Annotated in this window: 20 protein-coding genes and 1 pseudogene; 14 read left to right on the forward strand and 7 right to left on the reverse strand. The window is 72.6% G+C overall.

The genetic code is table 11. From position 1 onward, the window contains the following. The first annotated feature begins 234 nt into the window (after positions 1-234). The 5 genes from AC07CM_RS14060 (at position 235) to AC07CM_RS14080 (ending at position 4,863) form a co-directional block, all read left to right on the forward strand. The gene (locus tag AC07CM_RS14060) at positions 235-1,905 is read left to right on the forward strand and encodes a sensor histidine kinase (protein WP_478876628.1); all 1,671 of its coding nucleotides are present in this window, start codon (positions 235-237) and stop codon (positions 1,903-1,905) included. After that, positions 1,902-2,306 carry a roadblock/LC7 domain-containing protein gene (locus tag AC07CM_RS14065; protein ID WP_478876629.1) on the forward strand — a complete coding sequence of 135 codons (405 nt, stop codon included), beginning with the start codon at positions 1,902-1,904 and terminating at the stop codon, positions 2,304-2,306. Before AC07CM_RS14060 ends, AC07CM_RS14065 begins: the two co-directional genes overlap by 4 nt. Further along, positions 2,303-2,719, forward strand: coding sequence for a DUF742 domain-containing protein (locus AC07CM_RS14070; RefSeq protein ID WP_478876630.1), 417 nt, complete (start codon positions 2,303-2,305; stop codon positions 2,717-2,719). The genes AC07CM_RS14065 and AC07CM_RS14070 overlap by 4 nt, the downstream gene beginning before the upstream one ends. Then, the gene (locus AC07CM_RS14075; RefSeq protein ID WP_478876631.1) at positions 2,700-3,320 is read left to right on the forward strand and encodes a GTP-binding protein; all 621 of its coding nucleotides are present in this window, start codon (positions 2,700-2,702) and stop codon (positions 3,318-3,320) included. The genes AC07CM_RS14070 and AC07CM_RS14075 overlap by 20 nt, the downstream gene beginning before the upstream one ends. A gap of 67 nt (positions 3,321-3,387) precedes the next feature. Further along, positions 3,388-4,863 carry a cytochrome P450 gene (locus AC07CM_RS14080; RefSeq protein WP_478876632.1) on the forward strand — a complete coding sequence of 492 codons (1,476 nt, stop codon included), beginning with the start codon at positions 3,388-3,390 and terminating at the stop codon, positions 4,861-4,863. Positions 4,864-5,803: 940 nt separating this feature from the next. On the opposite strand, the gene AC07CM_RS14085 is transcribed toward AC07CM_RS14080, so the two are convergent. From AC07CM_RS14085 to AC07CM_RS14100, 4 genes are all read right to left on the reverse strand, one after another. Then, positions 5,804-6,739 (reverse strand): RluA family pseudouridine synthase, encoded by a 936-nt coding sequence (locus tag AC07CM_RS14085; protein WP_478876633.1) that lies wholly within the window; start codon positions 6,737-6,739, stop codon positions 5,804-5,806. Positions 6,740-6,784: 45 nt separating this feature from the next. Further along, on the reverse strand, positions 6,785-8,308 hold the full coding sequence (locus AC07CM_RS14090; RefSeq protein ID WP_478876634.1) for an amino acid permease: 1,524 nt from the start codon (positions 8,306-8,308) through the stop codon (positions 6,785-6,787). 268 nt (positions 8,309-8,576) lie between these two features. Continuing rightward, complete coding sequence (locus AC07CM_RS14095; RefSeq protein ID WP_478876635.1) at positions 8,577-9,425, reverse strand: siderophore-interacting protein; 849 nt, start codon at positions 9,423-9,425, stop codon at positions 8,577-8,579. Positions 9,426-9,537: 112 nt separating this feature from the next. Further along, positions 9,538-10,458 (reverse strand): 5'-3' exonuclease, encoded by a 921-nt coding sequence (locus tag AC07CM_RS14100; RefSeq protein WP_478876636.1) that lies wholly within the window; start codon positions 10,456-10,458, stop codon positions 9,538-9,540. 201 nt (positions 10,459-10,659) lie between these two features. On the opposite strand from AC07CM_RS14100, the gene AC07CM_RS14105 reads away from it, so the two are divergent. The 4 genes from AC07CM_RS14105 (at position 10,660) to AC07CM_RS14120 (ending at position 15,239) form a co-directional block, all read left to right on the forward strand. Then, positions 10,660-11,736 carry a quaternary amine ABC transporter ATP-binding protein gene (locus AC07CM_RS14105; protein WP_478876637.1) on the forward strand — a complete coding sequence of 359 codons (1,077 nt, stop codon included), beginning with the start codon at positions 10,660-10,662 and terminating at the stop codon, positions 11,734-11,736. Then, on the forward strand, positions 11,729-13,543 hold the full coding sequence (locus AC07CM_RS14110; RefSeq protein WP_478876638.1) for an ABC transporter permease/substrate binding protein: 1,815 nt from the start codon (positions 11,729-11,731) through the stop codon (positions 13,541-13,543). The genes AC07CM_RS14105 and AC07CM_RS14110 overlap by 8 nt, the downstream gene beginning before the upstream one ends. Positions 13,544-13,947: 404 nt before the next feature. Continuing rightward, positions 13,948-14,520: a helix-turn-helix domain-containing protein gene (locus tag AC07CM_RS14115; RefSeq protein ID WP_478876639.1), complete on the forward strand. Its 573-nt coding sequence runs from the start codon at positions 13,948-13,950 to the stop codon at positions 14,518-14,520. Then, a complete protein-coding gene (locus AC07CM_RS14120) occupies positions 14,520-15,239 on the forward strand; it encodes a helical backbone metal receptor (protein WP_478876640.1) in 720 nt (239 codons plus the stop codon). The genes AC07CM_RS14115 and AC07CM_RS14120 overlap by 1 nt, the downstream gene beginning before the upstream one ends. Here AC07CM_RS14120 and AC07CM_RS14125 read toward each other — a convergent pair. Beyond that, a complete protein-coding gene (locus AC07CM_RS14125) occupies positions 15,151-16,308 on the reverse strand; it encodes a TDT family transporter (RefSeq protein ID WP_478876641.1) in 1,158 nt (385 codons plus the stop codon). The two genes, AC07CM_RS14120 and AC07CM_RS14125, sit on opposite strands and share 89 nt — an antisense overlap. Before the next feature lie 70 nt (positions 16,309-16,378). Here AC07CM_RS14125 and AC07CM_RS14130 point away from each other — a divergent pair, with 70 nt between their 5' ends. Continuing rightward, positions 16,379-17,311, forward strand: coding sequence for a LysR family transcriptional regulator (locus tag AC07CM_RS14130; protein WP_478876642.1), 933 nt, complete (start codon positions 16,379-16,381; stop codon positions 17,309-17,311). Between the two features lie 377 nt (positions 17,312-17,688). On the opposite strand, the gene AC07CM_RS14135 is transcribed toward AC07CM_RS14130, so the two are convergent. Both AC07CM_RS14135 and AC07CM_RS14140 read right to left on the reverse strand, forming a co-directional pair. Beyond that, positions 17,689-18,384 (reverse strand): gamma-glutamyl-gamma-aminobutyrate hydrolase family protein, encoded by a 696-nt coding sequence (locus tag AC07CM_RS14135; protein ID WP_478876643.1) that lies wholly within the window; start codon positions 18,382-18,384, stop codon positions 17,689-17,691. A 52-nt stretch (positions 18,385-18,436) separates the two neighbouring features. Then, positions 18,437-19,189: a FadR/GntR family transcriptional regulator gene (locus AC07CM_RS14140; RefSeq protein WP_478876644.1), complete on the reverse strand. Its 753-nt coding sequence runs from the start codon at positions 19,187-19,189 to the stop codon at positions 18,437-18,439. 95 nt (positions 19,190-19,284) lie between these two features. Here AC07CM_RS14140 and AC07CM_RS14145 point away from each other — a divergent pair, with 95 nt between their 5' ends. From AC07CM_RS14145 to AC07CM_RS14160, 4 genes and pseudogenes are all read left to right on the forward strand, one after another. Continuing rightward, a complete protein-coding gene (locus AC07CM_RS14145) occupies positions 19,285-20,643 on the forward strand; it encodes a glutamine synthetase family protein (protein WP_478876645.1) in 1,359 nt (452 codons plus the stop codon). Between the two features lie 11 nt (positions 20,644-20,654). Beyond that, positions 20,655-22,028: an aldehyde dehydrogenase family protein gene (locus tag AC07CM_RS14150; protein ID WP_478876646.1), complete on the forward strand. Its 1,374-nt coding sequence runs from the start codon at positions 20,655-20,657 to the stop codon at positions 22,026-22,028. Next, positions 22,025-22,807 (forward strand): 3-oxoacyl-ACP reductase, encoded by a 783-nt coding sequence (locus AC07CM_RS14155; protein ID WP_478876647.1) that lies wholly within the window; start codon positions 22,025-22,027, stop codon positions 22,805-22,807. Before AC07CM_RS14150 ends, AC07CM_RS14155 begins: the two co-directional genes overlap by 4 nt. 25 nt (positions 22,808-22,832) lie before the next feature. Beyond that, positions 22,833-24,059 (forward strand): annotated as a pseudogene (locus AC07CM_RS14160) (HAD family hydrolase); the annotation flags it as partial. Between the last annotated feature and the right edge of the window lies 1 nt (position 24,060).

Below are 24,060 nucleotides of genomic sequence, written 5' to 3' on the forward strand. Positions count from 1 at the left end.
GAATCGCGACCGACCGTACAAATGGAGCGAGGGTACTCCTGTCGCGCGGGTGATTTCAGGTGCTCGCCGAATATGACACAGCGATGATCCGGTCGGACTAAGCTCGCCCGCGGCGCACCGGGTTGAGGTGAATTCGTGCGCCTGTTCCCAAACTTCCCGTAGATCCCGTCAGTCCATGAACCTTCCCCCCACATGCTCTCCCGACACCCAGCCGACTCGTCTCAGAAGGCATCCATGGTGAGTGTTCGAAAGCCGCCCGGTGGCCGTGAACGTCCGTATGCGCGCGTGCTGTTGCTGCCGGCCATTCTGATGGCCGCGGCGACCGGGGCCGCCGTCGCCCTGACGCCGGCCTCGGCTCGGACCGCCGTCGGCGGATGCGGGGCCGTCGCCCTCCTGCTCGTCCTCGCCACGGCCGCCGAAGCCGCCCGCCGCGGACGCAGGCTCCGGGAGGCCCAGGCCGAGCACACCCGTCACACCGCGTATCTGGAACACCGCCTCGCCACCCACGACGCGGAGATCATGCGCCTCGGCACCGAGGTGCTGTCCACCGGGCTGCACCGGCTGCGCGCCGGAGAATCGCTCAGGGAGGTGATGCGCAAGGTCGTCGACCTCGACCCCGAACTGCGCCACATGCCCGAGTCTCGGCGCACCCTGCTGTACCAAGCGCTGCGCGGCGCCGACCACGAGATCTCGATGCGCGACGCCACCGAGCGCTCCTTCGTCAGCATCGCCCGCCGCGTCCAGGCCATCGTCCATCAGCAGGCCAACGAACTGCGCGAGATGGAGGAGGACCACGGCCGCAACCCCGAGGTCTTCGACGACCTGCTGCGCATCGACCACGGCACCGCGCTGATCGGCCGCCTCGCGGACTCCATCTCCGTGCTCGGCGGCGGCCGCCCCGGCCGTCAGTGGCCCCTGCCCGTGTCGCTCTACAGCGTGCTGCGCGGCGCCATGTCCCGGATCCTGGAGTACCGGCGCATCGAGCTGAACTCCATCGTCAACATCAACATCAAGGGCACCTCCGTCGAGCCGATCATCCACGCGGCCGCCGAACTGTTCGACAACGCCACCCGCTACTCGCCGCCCTCGACGAAGGTGCACGTCACCGCCGCCGAGGTGCAGACCGGCCTCGTCATCGAGATCGAGGACGCCGGCGTCAGCCTCAGCGAGGAGTCCCGCGCCCGCATCGAGAAGGCGATCACGGACGCCATGGCGGGCGACGACGCGGAGAACCTGGGCTCGAACCCGCGCCTCGGTCTCGCCGTCGTCGGCCGGCTCTGCAAGGCCTTCGGCATGCAGGTCTCGCTGCGCGCCTCCGCCTACGGCGGTGTCCGCGCGATCCTCGTCGTACCGCGCGTCATGACCACCACCGAGCCCGGTGTCGGAGCCGCCCACGGCATCGGCGCCACCGGCGCGCCGCAGCCCGAACTCGGCGCCGTGGAAGGGCCGAAGCGGCCGCCCAAGATGCGCCGCCCCACCAGCCCGCGCATCCCCGCCGGGATCTCCATGGAGGACGACGTCCCCGAGGTCACCGAGTGGACGGCGGGCGGGCTGCCGCAGCGCCGCAGCCGGGTGAAGACCCCGCTCAGCCAGCGGTTCGCCGAGCAGGCCGCCATCGAGCGCGCCGAGCGCGAGGGCCGGCCGACCATCTGGTCCCAGACCAGGACGGAGCCGGAACCCGAGCCGGAGATCGACCCCGAGCGCAAGAAGCTCATGGACCGGCCGCCGGGCATGTGGATGGAGGCCTTCTGGGACGGCCTGCGCAAGGGCATGCCCGAGGACGCCACCGCGCCCGAACTGACCGACTTCACGCTCAACCCCACCAAGTACCTCCATCTGCTCAACGATTCGGACGACTCCGCCGAGGGCGCCACCGAGGCCGACGACGAGGGGAACCTCAAGTGATCCAGCAGCGAGCGAACCTGGACTGGATGCTCAAGCAGCTGAACGACGGCGTTCCGGGCATCGAGATGATCGTGGTCCTGTCCGCGGACGGACTGCGCATCGCCCGCTACGGCGGCGACCCCGACGCCGCCGACCGGGTGGCCGCGGCCTGCGCGGGTGTGCAGAGCCTGGCCGGCGCCATCATCCAGGAGATCCCCGGCGCAGGCGAGATGAAGGTCGTCGTCATCGAGATCGAGGGCGGCTACTTCTACCTCATGAACGCCGGCGCCAACGCCTTCCTCGCCGTGCTCGCCGACGTGACCTGCGAGCCGGGCCGGATGAGCGGCATGATGCGCGACCTCGTCGTCCGGATCGGCGCCCATCTCACCAGCCCGCCCCGGCGGAACGGGCAGACCGTATGACTCCTCCGAAACGCAAACGGCGCCAGCCTCGGCGACTGCCGCCCCCGCCCCCGCCGCCCCCCGAACCGGCGGCGGGCGAGGAGACACCCAGGAACCCCGAACGGCTCTACACGATCGCTGGCACCGCCGACGGCGGCCGGGCCGAACTCGACCTGGTCACCCTGATCGTGGCGCGCTCCGCGCCGCCGCCGTCCGCCACACCGGAGGAGGCGGCAGTGCTCCGGCTGTGCTCCGCCCCCCTGTCCGTGGCCGAGCTCTCGGCCTACCTCAACCTGCCGTTCAGCGCGATGACCGTCCTGATCACCGAGCTGATCACGACCGAACTGGTGCAGGCGCGCGCCCCGATCGTCCGCCAGGCGCTCCCCGACCGTTCACTCCTCGAAGCGGTGATGCATGGACTTCAACGGCTCTGAGGCGGTCCCCGGCCCACGCACCGAGGACCATCTCCCGCACACGGCCCAGGCCGCCGTGAAGCTCGTGATCGTGGGCGGCTTCGGCGTCGGCAAGACCACCATGGTCGGTTCCGTCAGCGAGATCAGACCGCTGACCACCGAGGAGACCATGACTCAGGCCGGCATCGGCGTCGACGACAACTACGGCTCCGACTCCAAGACGGCCACCACCGTGGCCATGGACTTCGGCCGCATCAGCATCACCGACCAGCTGGTGCTCTACCTCTTCGGCACCCCCGGCCAGGAGCGCTTCTGGTTCCTGTGGAACGGCCTGTTCGAAGGAGCCCTCGGCGCGGTCGTCCTGGTCGACACCCGGCGCCTGGAAGTCAGCTTCGACGTCATGGGCCGGCTGGAGGAGCGCGGCGTGCCCTTCGTCGTCGCCGTCAACTCCTTCCCGGACGCGCCCCGTTACCCGATCGAGGAACTGCGCACCGCGCTGGACCTGGCCCCGGGCATCCCGATCATCGAGTGCGACGTGCGCCGCCGCGCCTCCAGCAAGGACGTGCTGATGACCCTGATGCGCTTCCTGCACTCGCTGGCCCTGTCCGGCGCCCTCACCTGACCCGCATGCGCCCTCATCCGACCCGCATCCGCCCGACCCCCACACCTTCCGTTCCGGAGCGAAGACTGTGACGCCTGAACCCCAATCCCTGACCGGTACAGACCCCGTCTCCGGCCCGCCGCCGGGCTGTCCGGCGCACGGCCTCGGCCCCGGAGGACTGCACCGGCTCTACGGCCCCGACGCGGCGGACCTGGACGACCTCTACGAGCGCCTGCGGGAGGAGCACGGACCGGTCGCGCCCGTGCTGCTCCACGACGACGTTCCGATGTGGGTGGTCCTCGGACATGCCGAGAACCTCCACCTGGTGCGCAGCCCCTCCCAGTTCTGCCGCGACAGCCGGATCTGGACCCCGCTGCAGGAGGACATGGTCAAGCCCGAGCATCCGCTCATGCCGCACATCGCCTGGCAGCCCATCTGCTCGCACGCCGAGGGCGACGAGCACCAGCGGCTGCGCGCCGCGGTCACCGGCGCCATGTCGACCATCGACCACCGCAGCATGCGCCGCCACATCGGCCGCCACACCCAGGGGCTGGTCAACGCCTTCTGCGAGCGGGGCCGGGCCGACCTGGTCTCCCAGTTCGCCGAGCACCTGCCGATGGCGGTCATGTGCGAGATCCTCGGCATGCCCGAGGAGTACAACGACCGGATGGTGCAGGCCGCCCGCGACGCGCTCAAGGGCACCGAGACCGCCATCCAGAGCCATGCCTACGTCATGGAGGCGCTGAGCCGGCTCACCACCCGCCGCCGCGCCCGGCCCGACGACGACTTCACCAGCCACCTCATCACCCACCCCGTCGGCCTGACCGACGACGAGGTCCGCGAACACCTGCGCCTCGTCCTCTTCGCGGCCTACGAGGCCACCGCCAACCTGCTCGCCAACGCGCTGCGCATGGTGCTCACCGAGCCGGGCTTCCGCGCCCAGCTCAACGGCGGCCAGATGACCGTGCCGGAGGCGATCGAGCAGTCGCTGTGGGACGAGCCGCCGTTCAGTACCGTCCTCGGCTACTTCGCCAAGCAGGACACGGAGTTGGGCGGCCAGCGCATCCGCAAGGGCGACGGGCTGCTGTTCGCGCCCGCCCCGGGCAACGTGGACCCGCGGATCCGCCCCGACCTGTCCGCCAACATGCAGGGCAACCGCTCCCACCTCGCCTTCGGCGGCGGCCCGCACGAGTGCCCCGGGCAGGACATCGGCCGCGCCATCGCCGACGTCGGCGTGGACGCCCTGCTGACGCGGCTGTCGGACATCCGGCTGGACTGTCCCGAGGAGGACCTGCGCTGGCGGTCGTCCATCGCCTCCCGGCACCTGGTGGCCCTGCCGGTCCGCTTCGAACCCAAGCCCCAGCAGGACGTGGGCCTCCCACCCAGCCCCTCGCACATCCCGTCACAGCGCTCCACCTGGCAGGCCGGCACCCTCCACACGGACCCGCCCGCCACCCCGGCCCCCCAGCCGACGCCCCCGACCCAGCCCACACCGGCGACCCCGGAACCCTCCCGCCCCGGGGGCCTGTGGCGCCGCCTGCTGCGCTGGTGGCGGGGGGACTGAGCCCTCGCCCGGCGGCGGGCCGGACGCGCCCACGGCTGTCGCCGGGTTCCGGGCTCGCGGCGGCGGGCCGGACGCGCCCACGACTGCCGCCGGGCTTCGCGGCCATGGCTGTTGACCGGAGGGGTGCTCATGCCGGGGCGGGTGGTCGCGGTTGGTGCTGTCTGGTGTTCGTGGGGTGCGGTGGCTTCGTGGCCATGGCTGTTGACCGGAGGGGTGCTCATGCCGGGGCAGGTGGTCGCGGTTGGTGTTGTCTGGTGTTCGTGGGGTGCGGTGGGCTTCGCGGCCTTGGCTGTCGATCGGAGCGGTGCTCATGCCGGGCTCGGTGGTCGCGGCCGTTGCTGTCTGGCGCTAACGGCATGCGACGGGCTTCGGGGGCATGGCGGCCGCCGGGCCGCGCGCCTTCGGGTGGGGGTGGGGTTTCGCGGTCGCGGCTGAGGCCGGACGCGTGCTCTCGGTCGGCGCCGAGCCTTGGGATCATGGATGCCGATTGGCCGCGTGGTCGGGGCCGGCCCGGGTCCGGGGGGCATAGTTCGGGCCCCCGAGGCTGACAGCGGGCCTCGGCGTCTCGGGTGCCGACTGGCGGCACGTGCACGGGTGAGGCGGGGCTCGGTGGTCACGGCCGGCGCTGCCTGGCGCTCGCGGCGTGCGATGGGCCTCGAGGTCACGGTTGCCGCCCGGCCTCGCGCTCACGGGTGGGGGTGGGGCGGCTGAGGCCGGAAGCGTGTTCCCGGCCGACGCCGGGGCCTTGGGACCATGGCCGCCGATCGGACGCGTGGTTGGGGCTGGCGCCGGGTCCGATTGGTCAGGGCCGGTGCTGTCTGGTGCTCGGGGCTCCCGGGCGGACGGGCGTTCACGGGTGCGGGGCGGGCGGGCCGTTGTTCTCGGTGGGGCGCGTGGTCACCACTCGGGTCCCGGCCCGGGGCCACGGCTCCCGGGTGGTTCAGTTCTGCGGGGGCGTCCAGGCCCGCAGGGTCCGGTTGCTGGTGAACCTGTGCTCTGCCCCGGTGACCGGATCGGTGAACTCCAGTGTGCGGGCGAGCAGTTGCAGCGGGTGTCGGAAGTCGCCGGCCGGTACGGGGGCGGTCACCTCGGGGTAGAGCGGGTCGTCGAGGATGGGTACGCCCAAGGTGTTCAGGTGGACCCGCAGTTGGTGGGTCTGACCGGTCTCGGGGGTCAGCCGGTACCGGCCCAGCCCGTCCCGGTGCTCCGCCAGCTCCACCCGCGTCACCGCGTTCGGCTCGCCCTCTACCTCCCGGGCGGCCGGGATCCCGCGCTCCTTGACGATCCGGCTGCGCACGGTGCACGGCAGGGCGAGCGAGGGATCGTACGGCGCGACGGCCTCGTACTCCTTGTGCACCAGGCGGTCCCGGAACAGCGTCTGGTACGCGCCGCGCTCCTCGGGCCGCACCGTGAACAGCACGAGCCCGGCGGTGAGGCGGTCCAGCCGGTGCGCCGCGGTCAGCGTGGGGATGCCCAGCTCGTGCCGCAGCCGGGCCAGCGCGGTCTGGGCGACATGCGTGCCGCGCGGCGTCGTGGCGAGGAAGTGCGGCTTGTCGGCCACGACGATGTGCGCGTCCCGGTGGACGACCTCCACCGGGAACGGCACCGGCACCTCCGCGGGCAGCTCGCGGTGGAACCACACGAACATCCCCGGCTCGTACGGCGCGTCCGGCGCCACCGACCGCCCGTCGGCCCCGACGACCAGCCCCGCGCCGAACATCGCCTCGACCATGCCGGGCCCGGCACCTGTCAGCCGCTCCACCAGATGCTCCCGGACGGTCCCCCACACCCCGCCGAACGGCAGCCGCACCCGCACCGGGTCGACACCGTCGCGCTGCGGAAGCGGGGCGGGCGGGGGCGGGGTACGGCGTCTCATCAGGTCAAGGGTACGGGCGCCCGAGAACGGGCCCGCGGGCCGGCATCAGGCCGACTCCGCGGACACCGCCACCCCGGCTCCGCCCACCCCCATCCGCACCCGCTGTGCCCGCACGGCCCGGTACAGGACGCCGAGCAGCAGCGTGACCAGCAAAAACAGCACCGTGAACCACTGGAAGTACCAGTGCCCGCCCGCCGGGTCGTACACCGCAGCGCGCGGCCAGGCCAGGTTCACGGTCATCGCCAGGCCGTACAGGAGGGCCAGGGCGTTGACCGGGACGCCCCAGCGGCCGAGGGAGAACAGCGGTGCGCCCGTCTCGTCCGTGCCTGTCGAGGAGAACCGTCCGCGCAGGCGGCGGACCAGCAGCGGGCCGGTCACCATCGCGTACGCCAGGTACAGCATCGCGATGCACGTCGTGCCGATCGCCAGGAACGCCTCCGGCGAGGCGAAGTTCAGCAGGAGCAGCGCGGCCGCGAGGGCGCCGACCACCAGGGCGGGTGCGCCGGGCATGCCGGTGCGCGGGCCGACCCTGGCGAGGCGGCGGGCGAAGGGCAGCCGCCCGTCGCGGGCCATGGAGAACAGCATCCGGCAGGCCGCCGTCTGGATCGCGAGCGTGGCCACGGCGATCGCCACCACCACGTCGGCCAGCAGCACCCGGCCCACCCCGTCGCCCAGGCTGCTCGTGAGGACGTAGCTCAGCCCGTCCACCGCGAGCTTCCCGTCGGTCAGCCTCGGCGCGGCGAGCAGCCCGCCGAGGACGACGAGACCGCCCAGCAGGCCGGCCGCGCCGAGGGCGGTGAGGATCGTCCGGGGCGCGGTCCGGCGGGGGTTCACCGTCTCCTCGCTCATCTCGCCCGCGCTGTCGAAGCCGATCATCACGTAGGCCGCCGTGAACGAGCCGATCAGCAGCGCGCCGAACAGGCCGCTCCCGGCACCGCCGGTGGTGTGGAAGGTGATACCGGGGGAGCGCCGGGAGTGGGTCAGCAGGAGGACCACGATCAGGACCGCGCCGATGATCTCGGCGGTCACACCGACCCGGTTGACCACGGACATCACGCGGTTGTCCACCAGGTTCACCGCGGTGGTCAGGGCGAGGAGCAGCACGCCCAGCATCGCCGCGTTGGCCGCGCCGTCCGCGGAGGTGGGGGAGGGGTCGGTGCCGATCAGCTGGAAGCCGGACCAGAGCGCGGGCAGCACCATCTGCAGGGCGAGCGCGGCCGCGGCGACCACCACGATCTGCCCGATCACCATGATCCAGCCGGCGAACCAGCCGAACGCGGGGGTCGCCAGCCGCGAGGACCACTGGTAGATCGCACCGGAGAGGGGATAGCGCGCGGCCAGCTCGGCGAAGCACGCGGCGACCAGAAGCTGGCCGACCAGGACGGCGGGCCAGGCCCAGAAGAAGGCCGCTCCGCCGAAGGAGAAGCCGAAGGCGAAGAACTGGAAGACGGTCGTCAGGACGGAGATGAAGGAGAAACCGGCGGCGAAGGAGGCGTACCGGCCCAGGCTGCGGTGCAGCTCCTGGCGGTAGCCGAACTCCTCCAGGGAGCGGTCGTCGGTCGTCGTCACGGCGGCACCTGCCTAGGGGCGCGAGGAGTGAGTTCCTGTCGGGCGACAGAAATTAGGGACGCCCTGTTTCACCCGCGTCACACCGGCGTGTCCGGCTCGGGCCCAAGTCCTCACGCCCCGACGGCGCCACGTCAGCCCGTGTTCGACACGGCGCTGTGCCCGCCCCGAACGCCGAAGGCCCCGACCGTCACGGTCGGGGCCTTCGTACTGTCAGGGGTCGTGGTGGAGTGCCGCCGCGCACCCGAACGGTGCCGCAGACTTCGTCCGCTCAAGCGGCCGCCGCGCCGCCGCTCTCCTGTTCGGCCTCGATGCGGGCGTTCCACTCGCGCTTGGAGGCCTGCCAGCCGTCCTCGTTGTGGCCGAGGCGCCAGTAGCCGGAGATGGACAGGTCCTCGCGCGGGATCTCCAGCTCGACCCGGAGCAGCCGGCGCAGCTCCTTCACGAAGCCGGCCTCGCCGTGCACGAACGCGTGCGGCCGGCCCTGCGGGAAGCGAAGCCCGCGGACGGCCTCCACCAGGGCCTCGCCCACCGGCCGGTCCCCGCGGTGCAGCCAGACGACCTCCACCTCGGAGTCGATCTTCTGCTCCTCCTCGGGCCCCGAAACCTCCACGAAGGCGTGCGCCAGGGTGCCGGCGGGCAGCGTCTCCAGGGCGCGGGCGATCGCGGGCAGCGCGCTCTCGTCGCCGGCGAGCAGATGCCAGTCGGCGCTCGGGTCGGGCGCGTAGGCGCCACCGGGGCCCATGAAACGCACGGTCTCACCGGGCCGCACCCGGGTGGCCCACGGCCCGGCCAGACCCTCGTCGCCGTGGACCACGAAGTCCAGGGTCAGCTCGTGGTGTTCGGGATCCCAGGCGCGCACCGTGTACGTTCGCGTCACCGGCCACTGCTCGCGGGGGAACTCCGCGCGGATCCTCTCCAGGTCGAAGGGCTCCGGGTAGGTCACGCCCTCGGGGCCGAACAGCAGCTTCACATAGTGGTCGGTGCAGGTGTCCGCGGCGAAACCGGCCAGAGCCTCACCGCCGAGCACCACGCGCTGCATGTGCGGGGTCAACCGCTCGGTGCGCACCACCTGGGCGGTATGGGGCTTGCGCGGCTTTCGTCCCGGACGCTCTGCCATCACGGCCTCCTGCTGCATTGGTTAGGTTTACCTAAGTTAGCATCTCTCTTCAGTTGCCGGGTCGTCCATGGTGGCTCGATGAACGCCCTTTGCCGGAATATTCCGATGAGGATCAGGCCTCGAGCGTCGTCAGCAGCCGTTGCAGGGAGCCCCCCAGACCCCAGCGGGCCGCCAGCGCATCGAGTCCCGCCGGATCGCGCGGGACATGCGGCAGCGTGGTGTCCACCTCCGGCAGCGGCACGTCGTCGGCCACCCGCACCACCTTCGGCGCGACCGCGACATACGGCCGCGCCTCGGTCAGCCGCTTGCGCTGCGACGGCGTGAGCTTCGCCCGCGGGTCGTCGACCGCCGCCATGATCCCGGCCAGGTCGCCGAACTCGGCGAGCAGCTTGGCGGCCGTCTTCTCGCCGATGCCGGCCACGCCCGGCAGGCCGTCGCTCGGGTCGCCGCGCAGCAGCGCCAGATCCGCGTACCCCCGCCCGTCGACCCCATACTTCTCACGCAGCGCCGCCTCGTCGGTCAACTGCAGCGTGCCGACGCCCTTGAGCGGGTACAGCACCCGGATCTCCCGCTCGTCGTCGACGAGCTGGTACAGGTCGCGGTCGCCGGTGACGATGTCCACCGGTCCGCCGGCGCGCGCGGTGAACGTGCCGATCACATCGTCGGCCTCGTACCCCTCGACGCCGACCCGGGCGATGCCGACCGCGTCCAGCACCGCCTCGATGACCGGCACCTGCGGGGAGAGCGTGTCCGGCACCTCCTCCTCGTCCGGCGCGCCCTCGTGTTCCTCGGCGACCCGGTGGGCCTTGTAGGTCGGGATCAGGTCCACCCGCCACTGGGGCCGCCAGTCGGCGTCCATGCAGGCCACCAGCCGCTGCGGCCGGTGGTCCTTCACCAGCCGGTCGATGAAGTCCAGTAGCCCGCGCACGGCGTTCACGGGCGTGCCGTCCGGCGCCCTCACGGAGTCCGGCACGCCGAAGTAGGCGCGGAAGTACAGCGAAGCGGTGTCGAGAAGCATGAGTCGTCCGGTCACGCCCGCATCATGCCGCACCGCACCGACAGTGGCCCGGCGTACCGGAACGCGTTGCGTGCTGCGCATCGCCGTGAGCCCTGCCACTCGCGCGTTTGCGCTGGTCGGACCTGGGGAGGCGCCGCCTCGGAGCGAGGCTGGTTGCATTTTCAAGTGCCGGCGACTCTTCGTCTCCTGTTCCTGTCCCCGAGACGAGAGGCACGCGTGTCATCCAGGCTTGAGGCCGAGCACCTGTTCAAGGTGTTCGGCAGACGACCGGACCAGGCAGTGGAGCGGCTGCGGCAGGGCGCCGACCGGGAGGAGCTGCGGGCCGACGGCACCACCGCCGCCGTCATCGACGCCTCCTTCGAGGTCCGGGCCGGTGAGATCTTCGTCGTCATGGGCCTGTCGGGCTCCGGCAAGTCGACGCTGCTGCGCATGCTCAACGGCCTGCTGGAGCCGACCGCCGGCCAGGTCCGCTTCGACGGCCAGGACCTGACCGCGCTCACCGACCGCGAACTGCGCGAGCTGCGCTCGAGGAAGATCAGCATGGTCTTCCAGCACTTCGCGCTCTTCCCGCACCGCAGCGTCCGTGACAACGCCGCCTACGGCCTGGAAGTGCAGGGCGTGCCCCGCGCCGAGCGCGAGCGCCGCGCCGACGAGGCGCTCGCCCTGTGCGGCCTGGCCGGCTGGGAGACGTCCTGGCCCGACGAGCTGTCCGGCGGCATGCAGCAGCGCGTGGGCCTCGCCCGCGCCCTCGCCACCGACGCCGACCTGCTCCTCATGGACGAGTCCTTCAGCGCGCTCGACCCGCTGATCCGCCGCGACATGCAGGACCAGCTCCTGGACCTGCAGAAGACCCTGAAGAAGACCATCGTCTTCATCACCCACGACCTCAACGAGGCCATGCGCCTGGGCGACCGCGTCGCCGTCATGCGCGACGGCCGCATCGTCCAGACCGGCACCGCCGAGGACATCCTGCTGCGGCCCGGGAACGACTACGTCGCCTCCTTCATCCAGGACGTCGACCGCTCCCGCGTGCTCACCGCCGCCGCCGTGATGGACACCGAGCTCCGGGGCGACGAGGCCGACTGCGGCTGCGAGACGGCCGCACCGGACACCTCCTTCGCCGAGCTGTGCGCGATCAGCGCCCGGCTCAGCCACCCCGTCGCCGTGCTCGACGCCGGCCGGGCGCTCGTCGGCGTCGTACCCCGGCAGCGTCTCGTCGGCTTCCTCGGCGACGAGCAGGGCCCGCCCACGGCGTGCCGGGAAAACGGCGGGAAGGTGATCACCCGTGCCTAGGCTGCACCTCGGCGACTGGGTCGACTCCGGCGTCGACTGGCTGGTCGCCCATCTCTCCTGGCTGTTCGACGCGATCCGCGCGGTCGTGGAGGGCATGTACGACGGCATCGACGCGGTTCTCACCGCGCCCCAGCCGCTGCTGCTGGCCGGCATCCTCGCGGTGATCGCCTGGTGGCTGCGCGGCCTGGTCGCGGGCGTCCTCGCCTTCGCCGGGTTCGCCCTCGTCGACTCGCTCGACCTGTGGGACCGGGCCATGTCCACCCTGGCCCTGGTGCTCGTCGCCACCGTCATCGCCCTGGTGATCTCGATCCCGCTCGGCATCCGGGCCGCCCGCTCCCGGGCGGTCAGCGCGGCCGTACGGCCCGTCCTGGACCTGCTCCAGACGATGCCCTCGATGGTCCTGCTGATCCCGGCCATCCTGTTCTTCGGGCTCGGCACGGCGGCCGGTGTCGTCGCCACCCTGATCTTCGCGCTCGCCCCCGGCGTCCGCATGACCGAGCTGGGCATCCGGCAGGTCGACGCCGAACTGGTCGAGGCCGCCGAGGCGTTCGGCACCAGCCCGCGCAACACCCTGTGGCGGGTGCAGCTGCCGCTGGCCCTGCCCACCATCATGGCCGGCGTCAACCAGGTGATCATGCTGGGCCTGTCCATGGTCGTCATCGCCGGCATGGTCGGCACCGGGGGACTCGGCGGGGCGGTCAACGAGGCCATCGGGCAACTCGACATCGGCTTCGGCTTCGAGGCGGGCGTCGGCATCGTCGTCCTCGCCATCTACCTGGACCGCATGACCAGTGCCCTCGGCACCCAGCTCTCCCCGCTGGGCCGCAGGGCCGCCGCCAAGGCACGGACGACCGCCTGGTCGTACCGCCCGCGCCCGGCCGTCGCCGTCGTCGGCGTGGTCGTCCTCGCGCTCGTCGCGGGCGGGATGAACGTCTTCGGGTCCCCGGCCGGCACCTCCGAGGCCTCCGGCACGGACGTCGGCAAGGGCAAGGAGATCAGGATCGGCTACATCCCCTGGGACGAGGGCATCGCCTCGACCTTCCTGTGGAAGGAACTCCTGGAGGAGCGCGGCTTCAAGGTGACCACGACCCAGTACGCGGCCGGCCCCCTCTACACCGGCCTGGCCACCGGGCAGCTCGACTTCCAGACCGACTCCTGGCTGCCCACCACGCACGCCGAGTACTGGAAGAAGTACGGCAAGCAGCTGGACGACCTCGGCAAGTGGTACGGCCCCACCTCCCTGGAGCTGACCGTCCCCTCCTATGTCAAGGACGTGAACTCGCTGCAGGATCTGAAGGAGCACGCCTCCGAGTTCGGCGGGAAGATCGTCGGCATCGAGCCGAGCGCGGGCATGATGGGCATGCTGAAGAGCAAGGTGCTCAAGAAGTACGGCCTCCAGGGCTCGTACGACGTCGTCGACGGCTCCACGCCCGCGATGCTCGCCGAGCTCAAGCGCGACTACGCCAGGAAGCAGCCGGTCGTCGTCACCCTGTGGTCCCCGCACTGGGCGTACAGCGACTACGACCTGAAGAAGCTGAAGGACCCCAAGGGCGCCTGGGGCGAGGGCGACGGCGTGCACACCCTCGCCCGCAAGGGCTTCGCCTCCGACAACCCCCGCGTCGGCAGCTGGCTGAAGAACTTCTCGATGACCGAGAAGCAGCTCACCGGCCTCGAGGCGCAGATCCAGCAGTCCGGCAAGGGCAGGGAGCAGGACGCCGTCCGCGCCTGGCTGAAGCGCGACCCGGGGCTGGTCGACAAGTGGGCGCCGGTCGCCCAGCAGGGTGCCAAGAGCCGGGCGGCCGGATGACCTGACCGTCCCGGACCGCCGCCCGAGGGGTGGGCAGCGCCGTGCGTCCCGAGGGCGCGTGGTGCTGCCCACCCCTCCGTGCGTTCCCGGCACCCCCGCGGACCCGACTCGTGCCCGCGTCCGACTACGGCAAGGATCCGGCCAACCACGGAGCGCCATGGAGCCCGCCCCGGCGGGAACACGGACGCGCCCTTCGGCCTTGAACCAGGGGAGACCCGTCCCGCGCGGCCGGCCGGCGCACTGGCCCGAACCGTGGGGGTGCGGGCCCCCCGGCGTGTCAGGGATGTGACAGGCGCGTGAAACGGTTTGCCGAACATGCGTAGGGTGCAGAGAACTCATCAGGGGTGTGCCCGGCGACGGGCACCCGGTCGGCGGCACGACGAGTGAAGGAGGGAGCCGGAGCGATGGGCGACCACAAAGAGCAACAGCCCGTGCGGGTGGGCGCGGCCGTCCGGCGGCGTCGCCGTGCGCTGGAACTCACCCTCGCCGTCGTGGCCGAGCGCACGGGCCTCTCGGTGCCCTTCCTCAGCCAGGTCGAGAACGACAAGGCCCGTCCGAGCCACACCTCCCTGGAGAAGCTGGCCGACGCCCTGCGCACGACGGCCGTGGAACTCCTCGCCGCCGCCGACCCGGCGGCCAGCGTGGACGTCGTACGCGCCGAGGTGGCCGCCGAGGGCGACTTCACGCCCCGCACCCGCTCCTTGGTGCGCGGTCATCACCAGCTGCACGCCTCCGAGTTCACCGGTGACCACGACGCCGGCCGCGAGTTCCAGCACCGCAACGACGAGCTGATGTACGTCGTCGACGGCGCCGTCGAGATCGAGGCCGAGGGCCGCGCCTACCGCCTCGGCCGCGGCGACACCCTGTACCTGACCGGCGGGGTCCGCCACCGCTGGCGGGCGACGGTCCCGGACACCCGGATCATCATCGTGGCGGTCGCCGAACACATCGAGGCGGTCAAGGACCGGTCGCGCTAGTGAGGGTCGTCTCCCTCGTCCCGTCCCTGACGGAGGCGGTGGCCGTGACGCTGCCCGGCGTGCTCGTCGGCGCCACGGACTGGTGCGGCCATCCGGCGGACCTGGACGTCGGCCGGATCGGGGGCACCAAGAACCCGAAGGTGGACCGGATCCTCGCCCTCGCGCCCGACCTCGTGATCGCCAACGAGGAGGAGAACCGCGCCCCCGACCTGGACGCCCTGCGCGCGGCAGGCCCGGAGGTACTGGTCACCGAGGTGCGGACCGTGCCCCAGGCCCTTTCCGAGCTGGACCGGGTGCTGACCGCGTGCGGCGCGCGGACGCGGCCCGGCTGGCTGGACGAGGCGGAGGCCGCGTGGAGCGCGCTGCCCGAGCCCGCGAGCCGCACGACGGCTGTCGTGCCGATCTGGCGCCGCCCGTGGATGGTCCTGGGCCGTGACACCTTCGCGGGCGACGTGCTGGCCCGCCTGGGCGTGCACCACCTGTACGCCACCCACGCCGACCGCTACCCCCGCGTACCCCTCGAGGAACTGCGGGCGGCGGCCCCGGACGTCGTCGTCCTCCCCGACGAGCCCTACCGCTTCACCGCCGACGACGGCCCCGAAGCGTTCGCCGGCCTGCCCTGCGCCCTGGTCAGCGGACGGCACCTGACCTGGTACGGCCCCTCACTGGCCGCGGCGCCACGGGTGCTGGCGAAGGCCCTGCGAGCAGCTCACCGCTGAGCAGGCCGCGCACGGTCCCGGCGGCAGCCGCCAGCCAGGCGGCGGCCAGGACGCCGTACAGACCCACGGCCAGCGCGGCGTACACCGCGAGACCGGTGTGCCGGGCGAGCGCGGCGGCGCCGGTGACACAGGTGCCCACCGGGAAGGTGAACGCCCACCAGGTCAGCGCGAAGCCCATGCCCCGGCGCCTGGCCCGCACCACGTGCGCGGTCGCGAGCCCCAGCCACAGCAGTGCGAACCCCATGACCGGCACCCCGTACAGCACGGCGAACACGTCGAGACCACGGTCGTACGGAGCCGGTACGACCCCGCCGGCCGTGTCGGCGATCAGGCCGACGGCGGTGGTGGACTGGCCGAGCGGGCCGAGGACCAGGAACAGGGCCGGGGTGAGCGCGAGCGGCAGCGGGCCGGAGGCGATCAGCCGGGTGAAGAGCAACGGGAGCAGCAGGAGTGTCCCGAGCAGGCTCAGCCCGAACAGTACGAAGCACGCCAGCAGCAGGGTCTCCCGGGGCTGCCCCGGCGGCAGGTGCGGCACCAGCAGCGGGCCGAGCGCGGCCGAGACCATCGGCGCGACGAGCGGCAGCAGCCAGACCGGGGTGGCGTCGGCGGCCCGGACGCGATGGTGCACGGCCATCAGGTACGGCACGGCCACGGCGGCCGCGAGCCCCACTCCCGTGCCGGCCGTGAACAGGACCGCGTCGAGCGCGACGGCGGGACCGGTGCCGATCCAGTCCCGGCCGACGGTCAGGGCACCGCCGCCCACCGCCAGCAGGGCCATGGACAGGCAGCCGTAGAAGGGGGCCACGGCCGGGTCGAGGAGGTGGGCGCGGGCCTGGTCGCGGTGGTGGGCCCAGTGCCGGGCGCGGGCGCTCAGCAGGGTCACCAGCAGGACGAGGGACAGGGCCCAGACGGCCGTGCAGACTCCGCGCAGTCCGGGCAGGTGCACGGGGAGCGCGGCGCCGGCGGTGCCGACGACAGAGGTACCCATCACGGAGGCGTACCAGTTGGGGCCGAGGTGCCGGACGCGAGCGAACCGTGGAACGGCCAGGGAATGGGCTGCGGTGACCATGACCCCACGGTTCCGCCCTGGGCGGCCACTGACCAGGGAGTTCGCGTCTATGAGGGCATAAGCTGGTCTTATGAGTGAGCAGTACGCGACGGATGACGGCGGCCCCGGCGGCTCGCTGGCGCACCGGGTGCCGGACCTCGGTGCGCTGGAACTGCTGCTGGCCGTGGCGCGGCTGGGCAGTCTCGGGGCGGCGGCCCGGGAGGTCGGCATCACCCAGCCGGCCGCCAGCAGCCGCATCCGCTCCATGGAGCGGCAGTTGGGTGTCGCCCTGGTGGACCGCTCTCCGCGCGGCTCCCGGCTCACGGACGCCGGCGCCCTGGTGACGGACTGGGCCCGGCGGGTGGTGGAGGCGGCGGCGGCATTCGACGCGGGCGCGCGGGCCCTGCGCGACCGGCGGGACTCGCGGCTGCGGGTCGCGGCGAGCATGACCATCGCCGAGTACCTGCTCCCGGGCTGGCTCCTCGCCCTGCACGCCGAGCGCCCCGACACCGCGGTGTCCCTGCTCGCGGGCAACTCGGCGAAGGTCGCGGAACTCCTGCTGGCCGACGAGGCGGACCTGGGCTTCGTGGAGGGGCTCACGGTCCCGTCGGGTCTGGACTCCGCGGTGATCGCCCATGACCGCCTGATCGTCGTCACGGCTCCCGGCCACCCCTGGGCCCGCCGCCGACGCCCCCTGACGCCGGAGGAACTGGCGGCCACGCCCCTGATCCTCCGCGAGCGCGGCTCCGGCACCCGCCAGGTCCTGGACAAGGCCCTGGGCGGCCTGGCCCGCCCGCTGATCGAACTCTCCTCGACCACGGCGGTGAAGGCCTCTGCGGTCAGCGGCGCGGGCCCCTCGGTGCTGAGCGAACTGGCGGTGGGGGAGGAGCTGGCGATGCGCCGCCTGGTGAGCATCCCGGTGGACGGCGTCTCCCTCCGCCGTGCCCTGCGCGCGGTGTGGCCCACAGGCCACCGCCCCACAGGCCCGGCCCGCGAACTCCTGTCCCTCACCCGAGGCTCTTGAGGAAGCCACCCCCAGCTCCCGAGGGGCGCGGGGAACTGCGCGCCCGGCCACGACGGCCCGGCACGAGGCAGCGGTCCGCGCCGAAGGCGGCCCTGATTGCGGCGAAGCCGCAGCTCCCGAGGGGCGCGGGGAACTGCGCGCCCGGCCACGACGGCCCGGCACGAGGCAGCGGTCCGCGCCGAAGGCGGCCCTGATTGCGGCGAAGCCGCAGCTCCCGAGGGGCGCGGGGAACTGCGCGCCCTCCCACGAAGACCCGGCACCAGCCAGCGGTCCGCGCCCAAGGTGGCGCCGAGCGCGGCGAAGCCGTGGCTCTTCAGGGGCGCGGGGAACTGCGCGACCGGCCACAACGAACCCGCACCGGACAGCGGACCGCAAGTTCAACCCGCTCGGCCCGCCGCAGCGACCACCGCTCGCATGACCCGCACGTCCTCCCCCATCTCCGGATGCCACTGCACACCCAGGACCCACCCCTCCTCCGGCGGCAGCTCGACCGCCTCCACGGTCCCGTCCGCCGCGTAGGCGGACGGGACCAGCCGCTCCCCGAGCCGCTCCACCGCCTGATGGTGATACGTCGGCACCGTCAGCTCCTCCGGGACGATCCCGGCGTACAGCGTCCCCGGCACCGGCTTCACCGGATGCCCGCCGAACACGCCGACCACCTCCGCGTGCCCGTCCAGATGCTGTACGAGCGTGCCCCCGAGGGCCACGTTCAGCAGCTGCATGCCCCGGCAGATCCCCAGCAACGGGACGCCCGCGGCCAGCGCCGCCTCGATCAGGGCCAGTTCCCAGGCGTCCCGCTTTGGCGCGGGCGGCCCCGTACGGGGAGAGCGCTCGGCGCCGTAGCGCGCCGGATCGACGTCCGGGCCACCGGCGATCACGAGCCCGTCCAGCCGGGCCACCGTGGCCGCCGCGTGCTCCGGGGCGTCAGGCGGCAGCATCGCCGCCAGCCCCCCGGCCCGCTGCACCAGCCGGGGATACCCGGCCGGCAGCAGCGCCGCGTCGAGCTCCCAGACGCCCCAGCGCGCACCGGCCTCCAGATACGTGCTCACACCGATCAGCGGTCGTACACTCACGCTGCCCTCCCGGGATAGCAAAGGTCCACGTTCACACCTTTGCGGGGCCGGCTCATGTCAGGAACCCCCGCAGCAGCGCCGCCGTACCCGCACAGTGCTCCCGCATCATCTCCCGTGCGCCGTCCGCGTCCCCGTCCAGCACCGCCTCCACCAGTGCGGTGTGCTGACGCTGCGAGTGCTCCAGGTTGCGCACCAGCAGCGGGATGCAGTCCAGCAGGTCGTTCACGGTCGCCCGGACCGCCGCGTACTGCGCGGTGAGCGACGGCGAACCGCACAGCTCGGCCAGCGTCAGATGCAGCAGCGTGTCCAGCCGCCGGTAGTCCGGGAGGGGGGCCTCACGGGTGCGGTCCAGCGCCTCCCGCAACCGGTCGGCCTGCTCCTTCGTCAGCCCGTGCGCCGCGCACAGCCCCGCCGCCCCCACCTCCAGCACCTCGCGGAAGCGCAGCACGTCCTCGATGTCGACCTCGGCGATCCGTCGCCGCAGCTCGTCCTCGCCCCCCGCGTCCGCGCGCGGCAGCACGAACGTTCCGCCGTAGCGTCCGCGCCGCGACTCCACCAGGCCCTGGTCCTGCAGCACCTTCAGCACCTCGCGCAGCGTCACCCGGCTGATCCCGAGCCGCTCCGCCAGCTCCCGCTCGGCCGGCAGCCGCTCGCCACCCGGCACCAGGCCGAGGCGTACGACCTGCAGGATCTGCTCCAGCGCCTCCTCGAAGCCGTTGCCCGCGCGCACCGGCCGCAGCACCGGAGCGAGCCGGTCGTCCACTCCGCGCGCGGGCGCCCCGTGCGCATCCGTCTCCCGCGGCATCCGGCCGTACCCCCTTCCCAAGCAATGGTTCTCGGCAATACCTTATGGCTCCCGGCCCCGCCGCAAAACGCGAAGAAGCCGAAGGAGGCTCTCCCGTGGCAGACCGCACACCCCCGCTGAGCGTCGAGGAGCTGCACGCCCTCGTCGCCGGCGGTGAGATCGACACTGTCGTCCTGGCCTTCCCCGACATGCAAGGGCGGCTCCAGGGCAAGCGGTTCGCCGCCCGGTTCTTCCTCGACGAGGTCCTGCACCACGGCACCGAGGGCTGCAACTACCTCCTCGCCGTCGACACCGAGATGAACACCGTCGACGGCTACGAGATGTCCTCCTGGGACCGCGGCTACGGCGACTTCGCCATGCATCCCGACCTCGCCACCCTGCGCCGCGTCCCCTGGCACCCCGGCACCGCGCTGCTCGTCGCCGACCTCGCCTGGGAGGACGGCACCCCGGTCGTCGCCGCCCCGCGCCAGATCCTGCGCCACCAGCTCGAGAGGCTCGCCGAACTCGGCCACACCGCCCAGGTCGGCACCGAGCTGGAGTTCATCGTCTTCAAGGACAGCTACGAGCAGGCCTGGGACGCGGGCTACCGCGGTCTGACCCCGGCCAACCAGTACAACATCGACTACTCCATCCTCGGCACCGGCCGCATCGAACCCCTGCTGCGCCGCCTGCGCAACGACATGGCCGGCGCCGGCCTCACCGTCGAGTCCGCCAAGGGCGAGTGCAACCCCGGCCAGCACGAGATCGCCTTCCGCTACGACGAGGCCCTCGTCACCTGCGACCAGCACGCCCTGTACAAGACCGGCGCCAAGGAGATCGCCGCCCAGGAGGGCGTCTCGATCACCTTCATGGCCAAGTACAACGAGCGCGAGGGCAACTCCTGCCACATCCACCTCTCGCTCGCCGACGCCGACGGCGGCAACGCGATGGCCGGGCCTGACGGCATGTCCGAGGTCATGCGGCACTTCCTCGCCGGACAGCTGGCCGCCCTGCGCGACTTCTCCCTCCTCTACGCGCCCAACATCAACTCCTACAAGCGGTTCCAGCCCGGCTCCTTCGCCCCCACCGCCGTCGCCTGGGGCCACGACAACCGCACCTGCGCCCTGCGCGTCGTCGGCCACGGCCGCTCCCTGCGCTTCGAGAACCGCCTCCCCGGCGGCGACGTCAACCCCTACCTCGCCGTCGCCGGACTCGTCGCGGCCGGCCTGTACGGCATCGAGCAGAAGCTGGAACTGCCCGAGCCCTGCCCCGGCAACGCCTACACCGCCGACTTCGAGCACGTCCCGACCACCCTGCGCGAGGCCGCCGAACTCTGGGAGACGAGCCCGATCGCCAAGGCGGCCTTCGGCGACGAGGTCGTCGCGCACTACCGCAACATGGCACGCGTCGAGCTGGAGGCCTTCGACGCCGCGGTCACCGACTGGGAGCTGCGCCGCTCCTTCGAACGTCTGTGAAAGGCCGTCACGTGTCCGACCCGCACGAGCTGAAGGTCCTCAACCCCGCCACCGAAGAGGTCGTCGCCACCGTCCCCGCCGCGGACGCGGCCGACGTGGACGCCGCCGTCGCACGGGCCTCGCGGGCCCGGCCGAAGTGGGCCGCCCTCCCGCCCGCCGACCGCGCCCGGCTGCTGCGCCGCTTCGCCGACGTGGTCGACTCACACATCGAGGAACTGGCCCAGCTGGAGGTGCGCGAGGCCGGCCACACCGTCGGCAACGCCCGCTGGGAGGCCGGCAACGCCCGCGACCTGCTGCTCTACGCGGCCGGCGGCGCCGAACGCCTGCTCGGCAGACAGATCCCGGCCCCCGGCGGCTGGGACGTCACCTTCCACGAACCCATGGGCGTCATCGGCGTGATCGCGCCCTGGAACTTCCCGATGCCCATCGCCGCCTGGGGCTCCTTCCCGGCCCTCGCCGCGGGCAACGCGGTCGTCCTCAAGCCCGCCGAGACCACCCCGCTCACCGCCCTGCGCCTCGCCGAACTCGCCCTGGAGGCAGGGCTGCCCGAGCACCTCTTCCAGGCGCTCCCTGGCTACGGCCACACCGCCGGACGCGCCCTGGTGGACCACCCGGACGTCGCCAAGATCGTCTTCACCGGGTCCACGAGCACCGGCCGCGAGGTCATGGAGCGCTGCGCCCGCCTGGTCAAGCCGGTCACCCTGGAACTCGGCGGCAAGAGCCCCAACGTCGTCTTCGCGGACGCCGACCTCAAGGCCGCCCTCGACCCCTTCTCCTTCCTGGACAACGCCGGCCAGGACTGCTGCGCCCGCACCCGTGTCCTCGTCCAGCAGGCGGTGTACGAGGAGGCCCGCGACTTCCTCGGGGACGCGCTGGCCGCGGTCGTCGTGGGCGACCCGGCCGACGAGAGGACCCGGATGGGTCCACTGATCTCCCGTCAGCAGCTCGACCGCGTACGGTCCTACGTCCCCGACGACGCACCGGCCCTGCGCGGCGAAGCGCCCGACGGCCCCGGCTTCTGGTTCCCGCCGACCGTCCTCACCGGCGAGCGGCACGACAGCCGGGCGGCCCGCGAGGAGATCTTCGGCCCCGTCGCCGTCCTGCTCCCCTTCACCGACGAGGAGGACGCGATCCGCCTCGCCAACGACACCCCCTACGGACTCTCCGGCTCCATCTGGACCAGGGACGTGGGCCGCGCCCTGCGCGTCTCCCAGGCCGTCCGCGCGGGCAACCTGTCCGTCAACTCCCATTCCAGCGTCCGCTACTGGACCCCGTTCGGCGGCTTCAAGCAGTCCGGCCTCGGCCGCGAACTCGGCCCCGACGCCCTGACCGCCTTCACCGAAACCAAGAACGTCTTCATCAGCACGGAGGGCCCCGCACAGTGACCGACTCCATCGTCTGCCGCCGCCTGGTCGGCCGTACCGCCGTCGTCACCGGAGCGGGCAGCGGCATCGGCCTCGCCGCCGCCCGCCGCCTCGCCGCCGAAGGCGCCCATGTGGTCTGCGGCGACATCGACGACACCGCGGGCAAGGCCGCCGCCGACGAGGTCGGCGGACTCTTCGTGAAGGTCGACGTCACCGACCCCGAGCAGGTCGAGGCGCTGTTCAAGGCGGCGTACGACACCTACGGCAGCGTCGACGTCGCCTTCAACAACGCCGGTATCTCGCCGCCCGACGACGACTCCATCCTGGAGACCGGCCTGGAGGCCTGGAAGCGCGTCCAGGAGGTCAACCTCACCTCCGTCTACCTGTGCTGCAAGGCGGCGATCCCCTACATGCGCCGCCAGGGCAGGGGCTCCGTCATCAACACGGCGTCCTTCGTGGCCCGGATGGGCGCGGCCACCTCCCAGATCTCGTACACCGCGTCCAAGGGCGGCGTACTCGCCATGTCCCGCGAACTGGGCGTGCAGTTCGCCCGTGAGGGCATCCGGGTGAACGCCCTGTGCCCCGGCCCGGTCAACACCCCGCTCCTGCGGGAGCTGTTCGCCAAGGACCCGGAGCGGGCCGCCCGCCGCCTCGTCCACATCCCGGTCGGCCGGTTCGCCGAGGCCGAGGAGATCGCCGCCGCCGTGGCCTTCCTGGCCAGTGACGACTCCTCCTTCGTCAACGCCACCGACTTCCTGGTGGACGGCGGGATCTCGGGCGCGTACGTCACTCCCCTGTAGGGGCAAAGGTGTACGGTCCGCGCATATGCGACAGCTTCTCGCGTGGACCCTGGCAGCGGCCGCCGTCCTGGCGGCCGCACCCACCGCACCGGCCGCCGCCCCCGACTGCCCGCAGCTGAGCGGCGGCTGGCACGGCGACCACCGCGCCCGCCTCCAGCGGGTCATCGACGCCTACGGCACCTGCTCAGGACGCACGGGCGCGGTCGCCGCGTTCGACTGGGACAACACCGTCACCAAGAACGACGTCACCGACGCCACCCTCTCCTGGGCCCTGCGCCACGACCGGCTGCTGCGCCCCGCCCGCTGGAAGGACACCAGCGCCTGGCTCACCGACGCCGCCGACCGGGCCCTCACCGCAGCCTGCGGCACCGGCGCGGGCGCGCCCCTGCGCACCTCCACCCAGCCCCGCTGCACGGACGAGATCGTGCGGATCCGCGAGGACGGCACCACGATGAGCGGCGCCCCGGCCTTCGCGGGCCGCTGGAACCACCGGCGCACGGTCCCGCAGTACGCCTGGGTCCCCCAGCTCTTCGCGGGCCGCACCCCCGCCGAACTCGCCGGCTACGCACGCGCCGCCCGCCGCGAGGCCCTGGCCGCCCCCGTCGGCTCGACCCGCACCCTCGGCACCCACACGGTCCCCGCCTACGTCCGCTACTACGACCAGCAGCGCGATCTGATCCTCACCTTGCGGCGGGCCGGCTTCCGGATCTACGTCGTCTCGGCGGGCTCCGAGCCCATCACCGAGGTCTGGTCCCGGGCGGTCGGCGTCGACGCGGCCCACACCATCGCCATCCGCTCGGTCCTGGACCGCCGGGGCCGGATCACCCCGCGCAACGAGGGCTGCGGCGGCGCCCCGGCGTCCCGGGGAGCGGTCATCCCGTACATCGAGGGCAAGCGCTGCTGGATCAACCAGGAGGTCTACGGCGTCCACGGCGCCGCCGCCTGGAGGCAGCAGCCCCGGGAGAACCGGCCGGCGGTCGCGGCCGGTGACGCCGACACCGACGTCACCTTCGTCGGTGACGCCACCGGCGCCCACCTCGTGATCAACCGCAACAAGCCCGAGCTGATGTGCCGGGCCTACGACGACGCCGACCGCCGCTGGCTGGTCGAGCCGATGTTCATCGACCCGCTGCCGCGCAGGGCACGGCCGTACCCGTGCGCGACCAGCGCCTACACCGCCCCGGACGGCACGCCACGACCGCTCCGGCGCGCCGACGGCTCGGTGGTGCCGGACCAGGCGGACGCCGTCCACC

The sequence above is a fragment of the Streptomyces sp. NPDC044061 genome, assembly GCF_056434305.1.

What these genes read in the sequence shown, in the direction of transcription:
- AC07CM_RS14130 (WP_478876642.1), top strand. Translation starts at nt 16,379, where the DNA reads ATGAGTGAGCAGTACGCGACGGATGACGGCGGCCCCGGCGGCTCGCTG.
- AC07CM_RS14085 (WP_478876633.1), bottom strand. Translation starts at nt 6,739, where the DNA reads ATGAGACGCCGTACCCCGCCCCCGCCCGCCCCGCTTCCGCAGCGCGAC.
- AC07CM_RS14060 (WP_478876628.1), top strand. Translation starts at nt 235, where the DNA reads ATGGTGAGTGTTCGAAAGCCGCCCGGTGGCCGTGAACGTCCGTATGCG.
- AC07CM_RS14125 (WP_478876641.1), bottom strand. Translation starts at nt 16,308, where the DNA reads ATGGTCACCGCAGCCCATTCCCTGGCCGTTCCACGGTTCGCTCGCGTC.
- AC07CM_RS14095 (WP_478876635.1), bottom strand. Translation starts at nt 9,425, where the DNA reads ATGGCAGAGCGTCCGGGACGAAAGCCGCGCAAGCCCCATACCGCCCAG.
- AC07CM_RS14115 (WP_478876639.1), top strand. Translation starts at nt 13,948, where the DNA reads ATGGGCGACCACAAAGAGCAACAGCCCGTGCGGGTGGGCGCGGCCGTC.
- AC07CM_RS14070 (WP_478876630.1), top strand. Translation starts at nt 2,303, where the DNA reads ATGACTCCTCCGAAACGCAAACGGCGCCAGCCTCGGCGACTGCCGCCC.
- AC07CM_RS14140 (WP_478876644.1), bottom strand. Translation starts at nt 19,189, where the DNA reads ATGCCGCGGGAGACGGATGCGCACGGGGCGCCCGCGCGCGGAGTGGAC.
- AC07CM_RS14075 (WP_478876631.1), top strand. Translation starts at nt 2,700, where the DNA reads ATGGACTTCAACGGCTCTGAGGCGGTCCCCGGCCCACGCACCGAGGAC.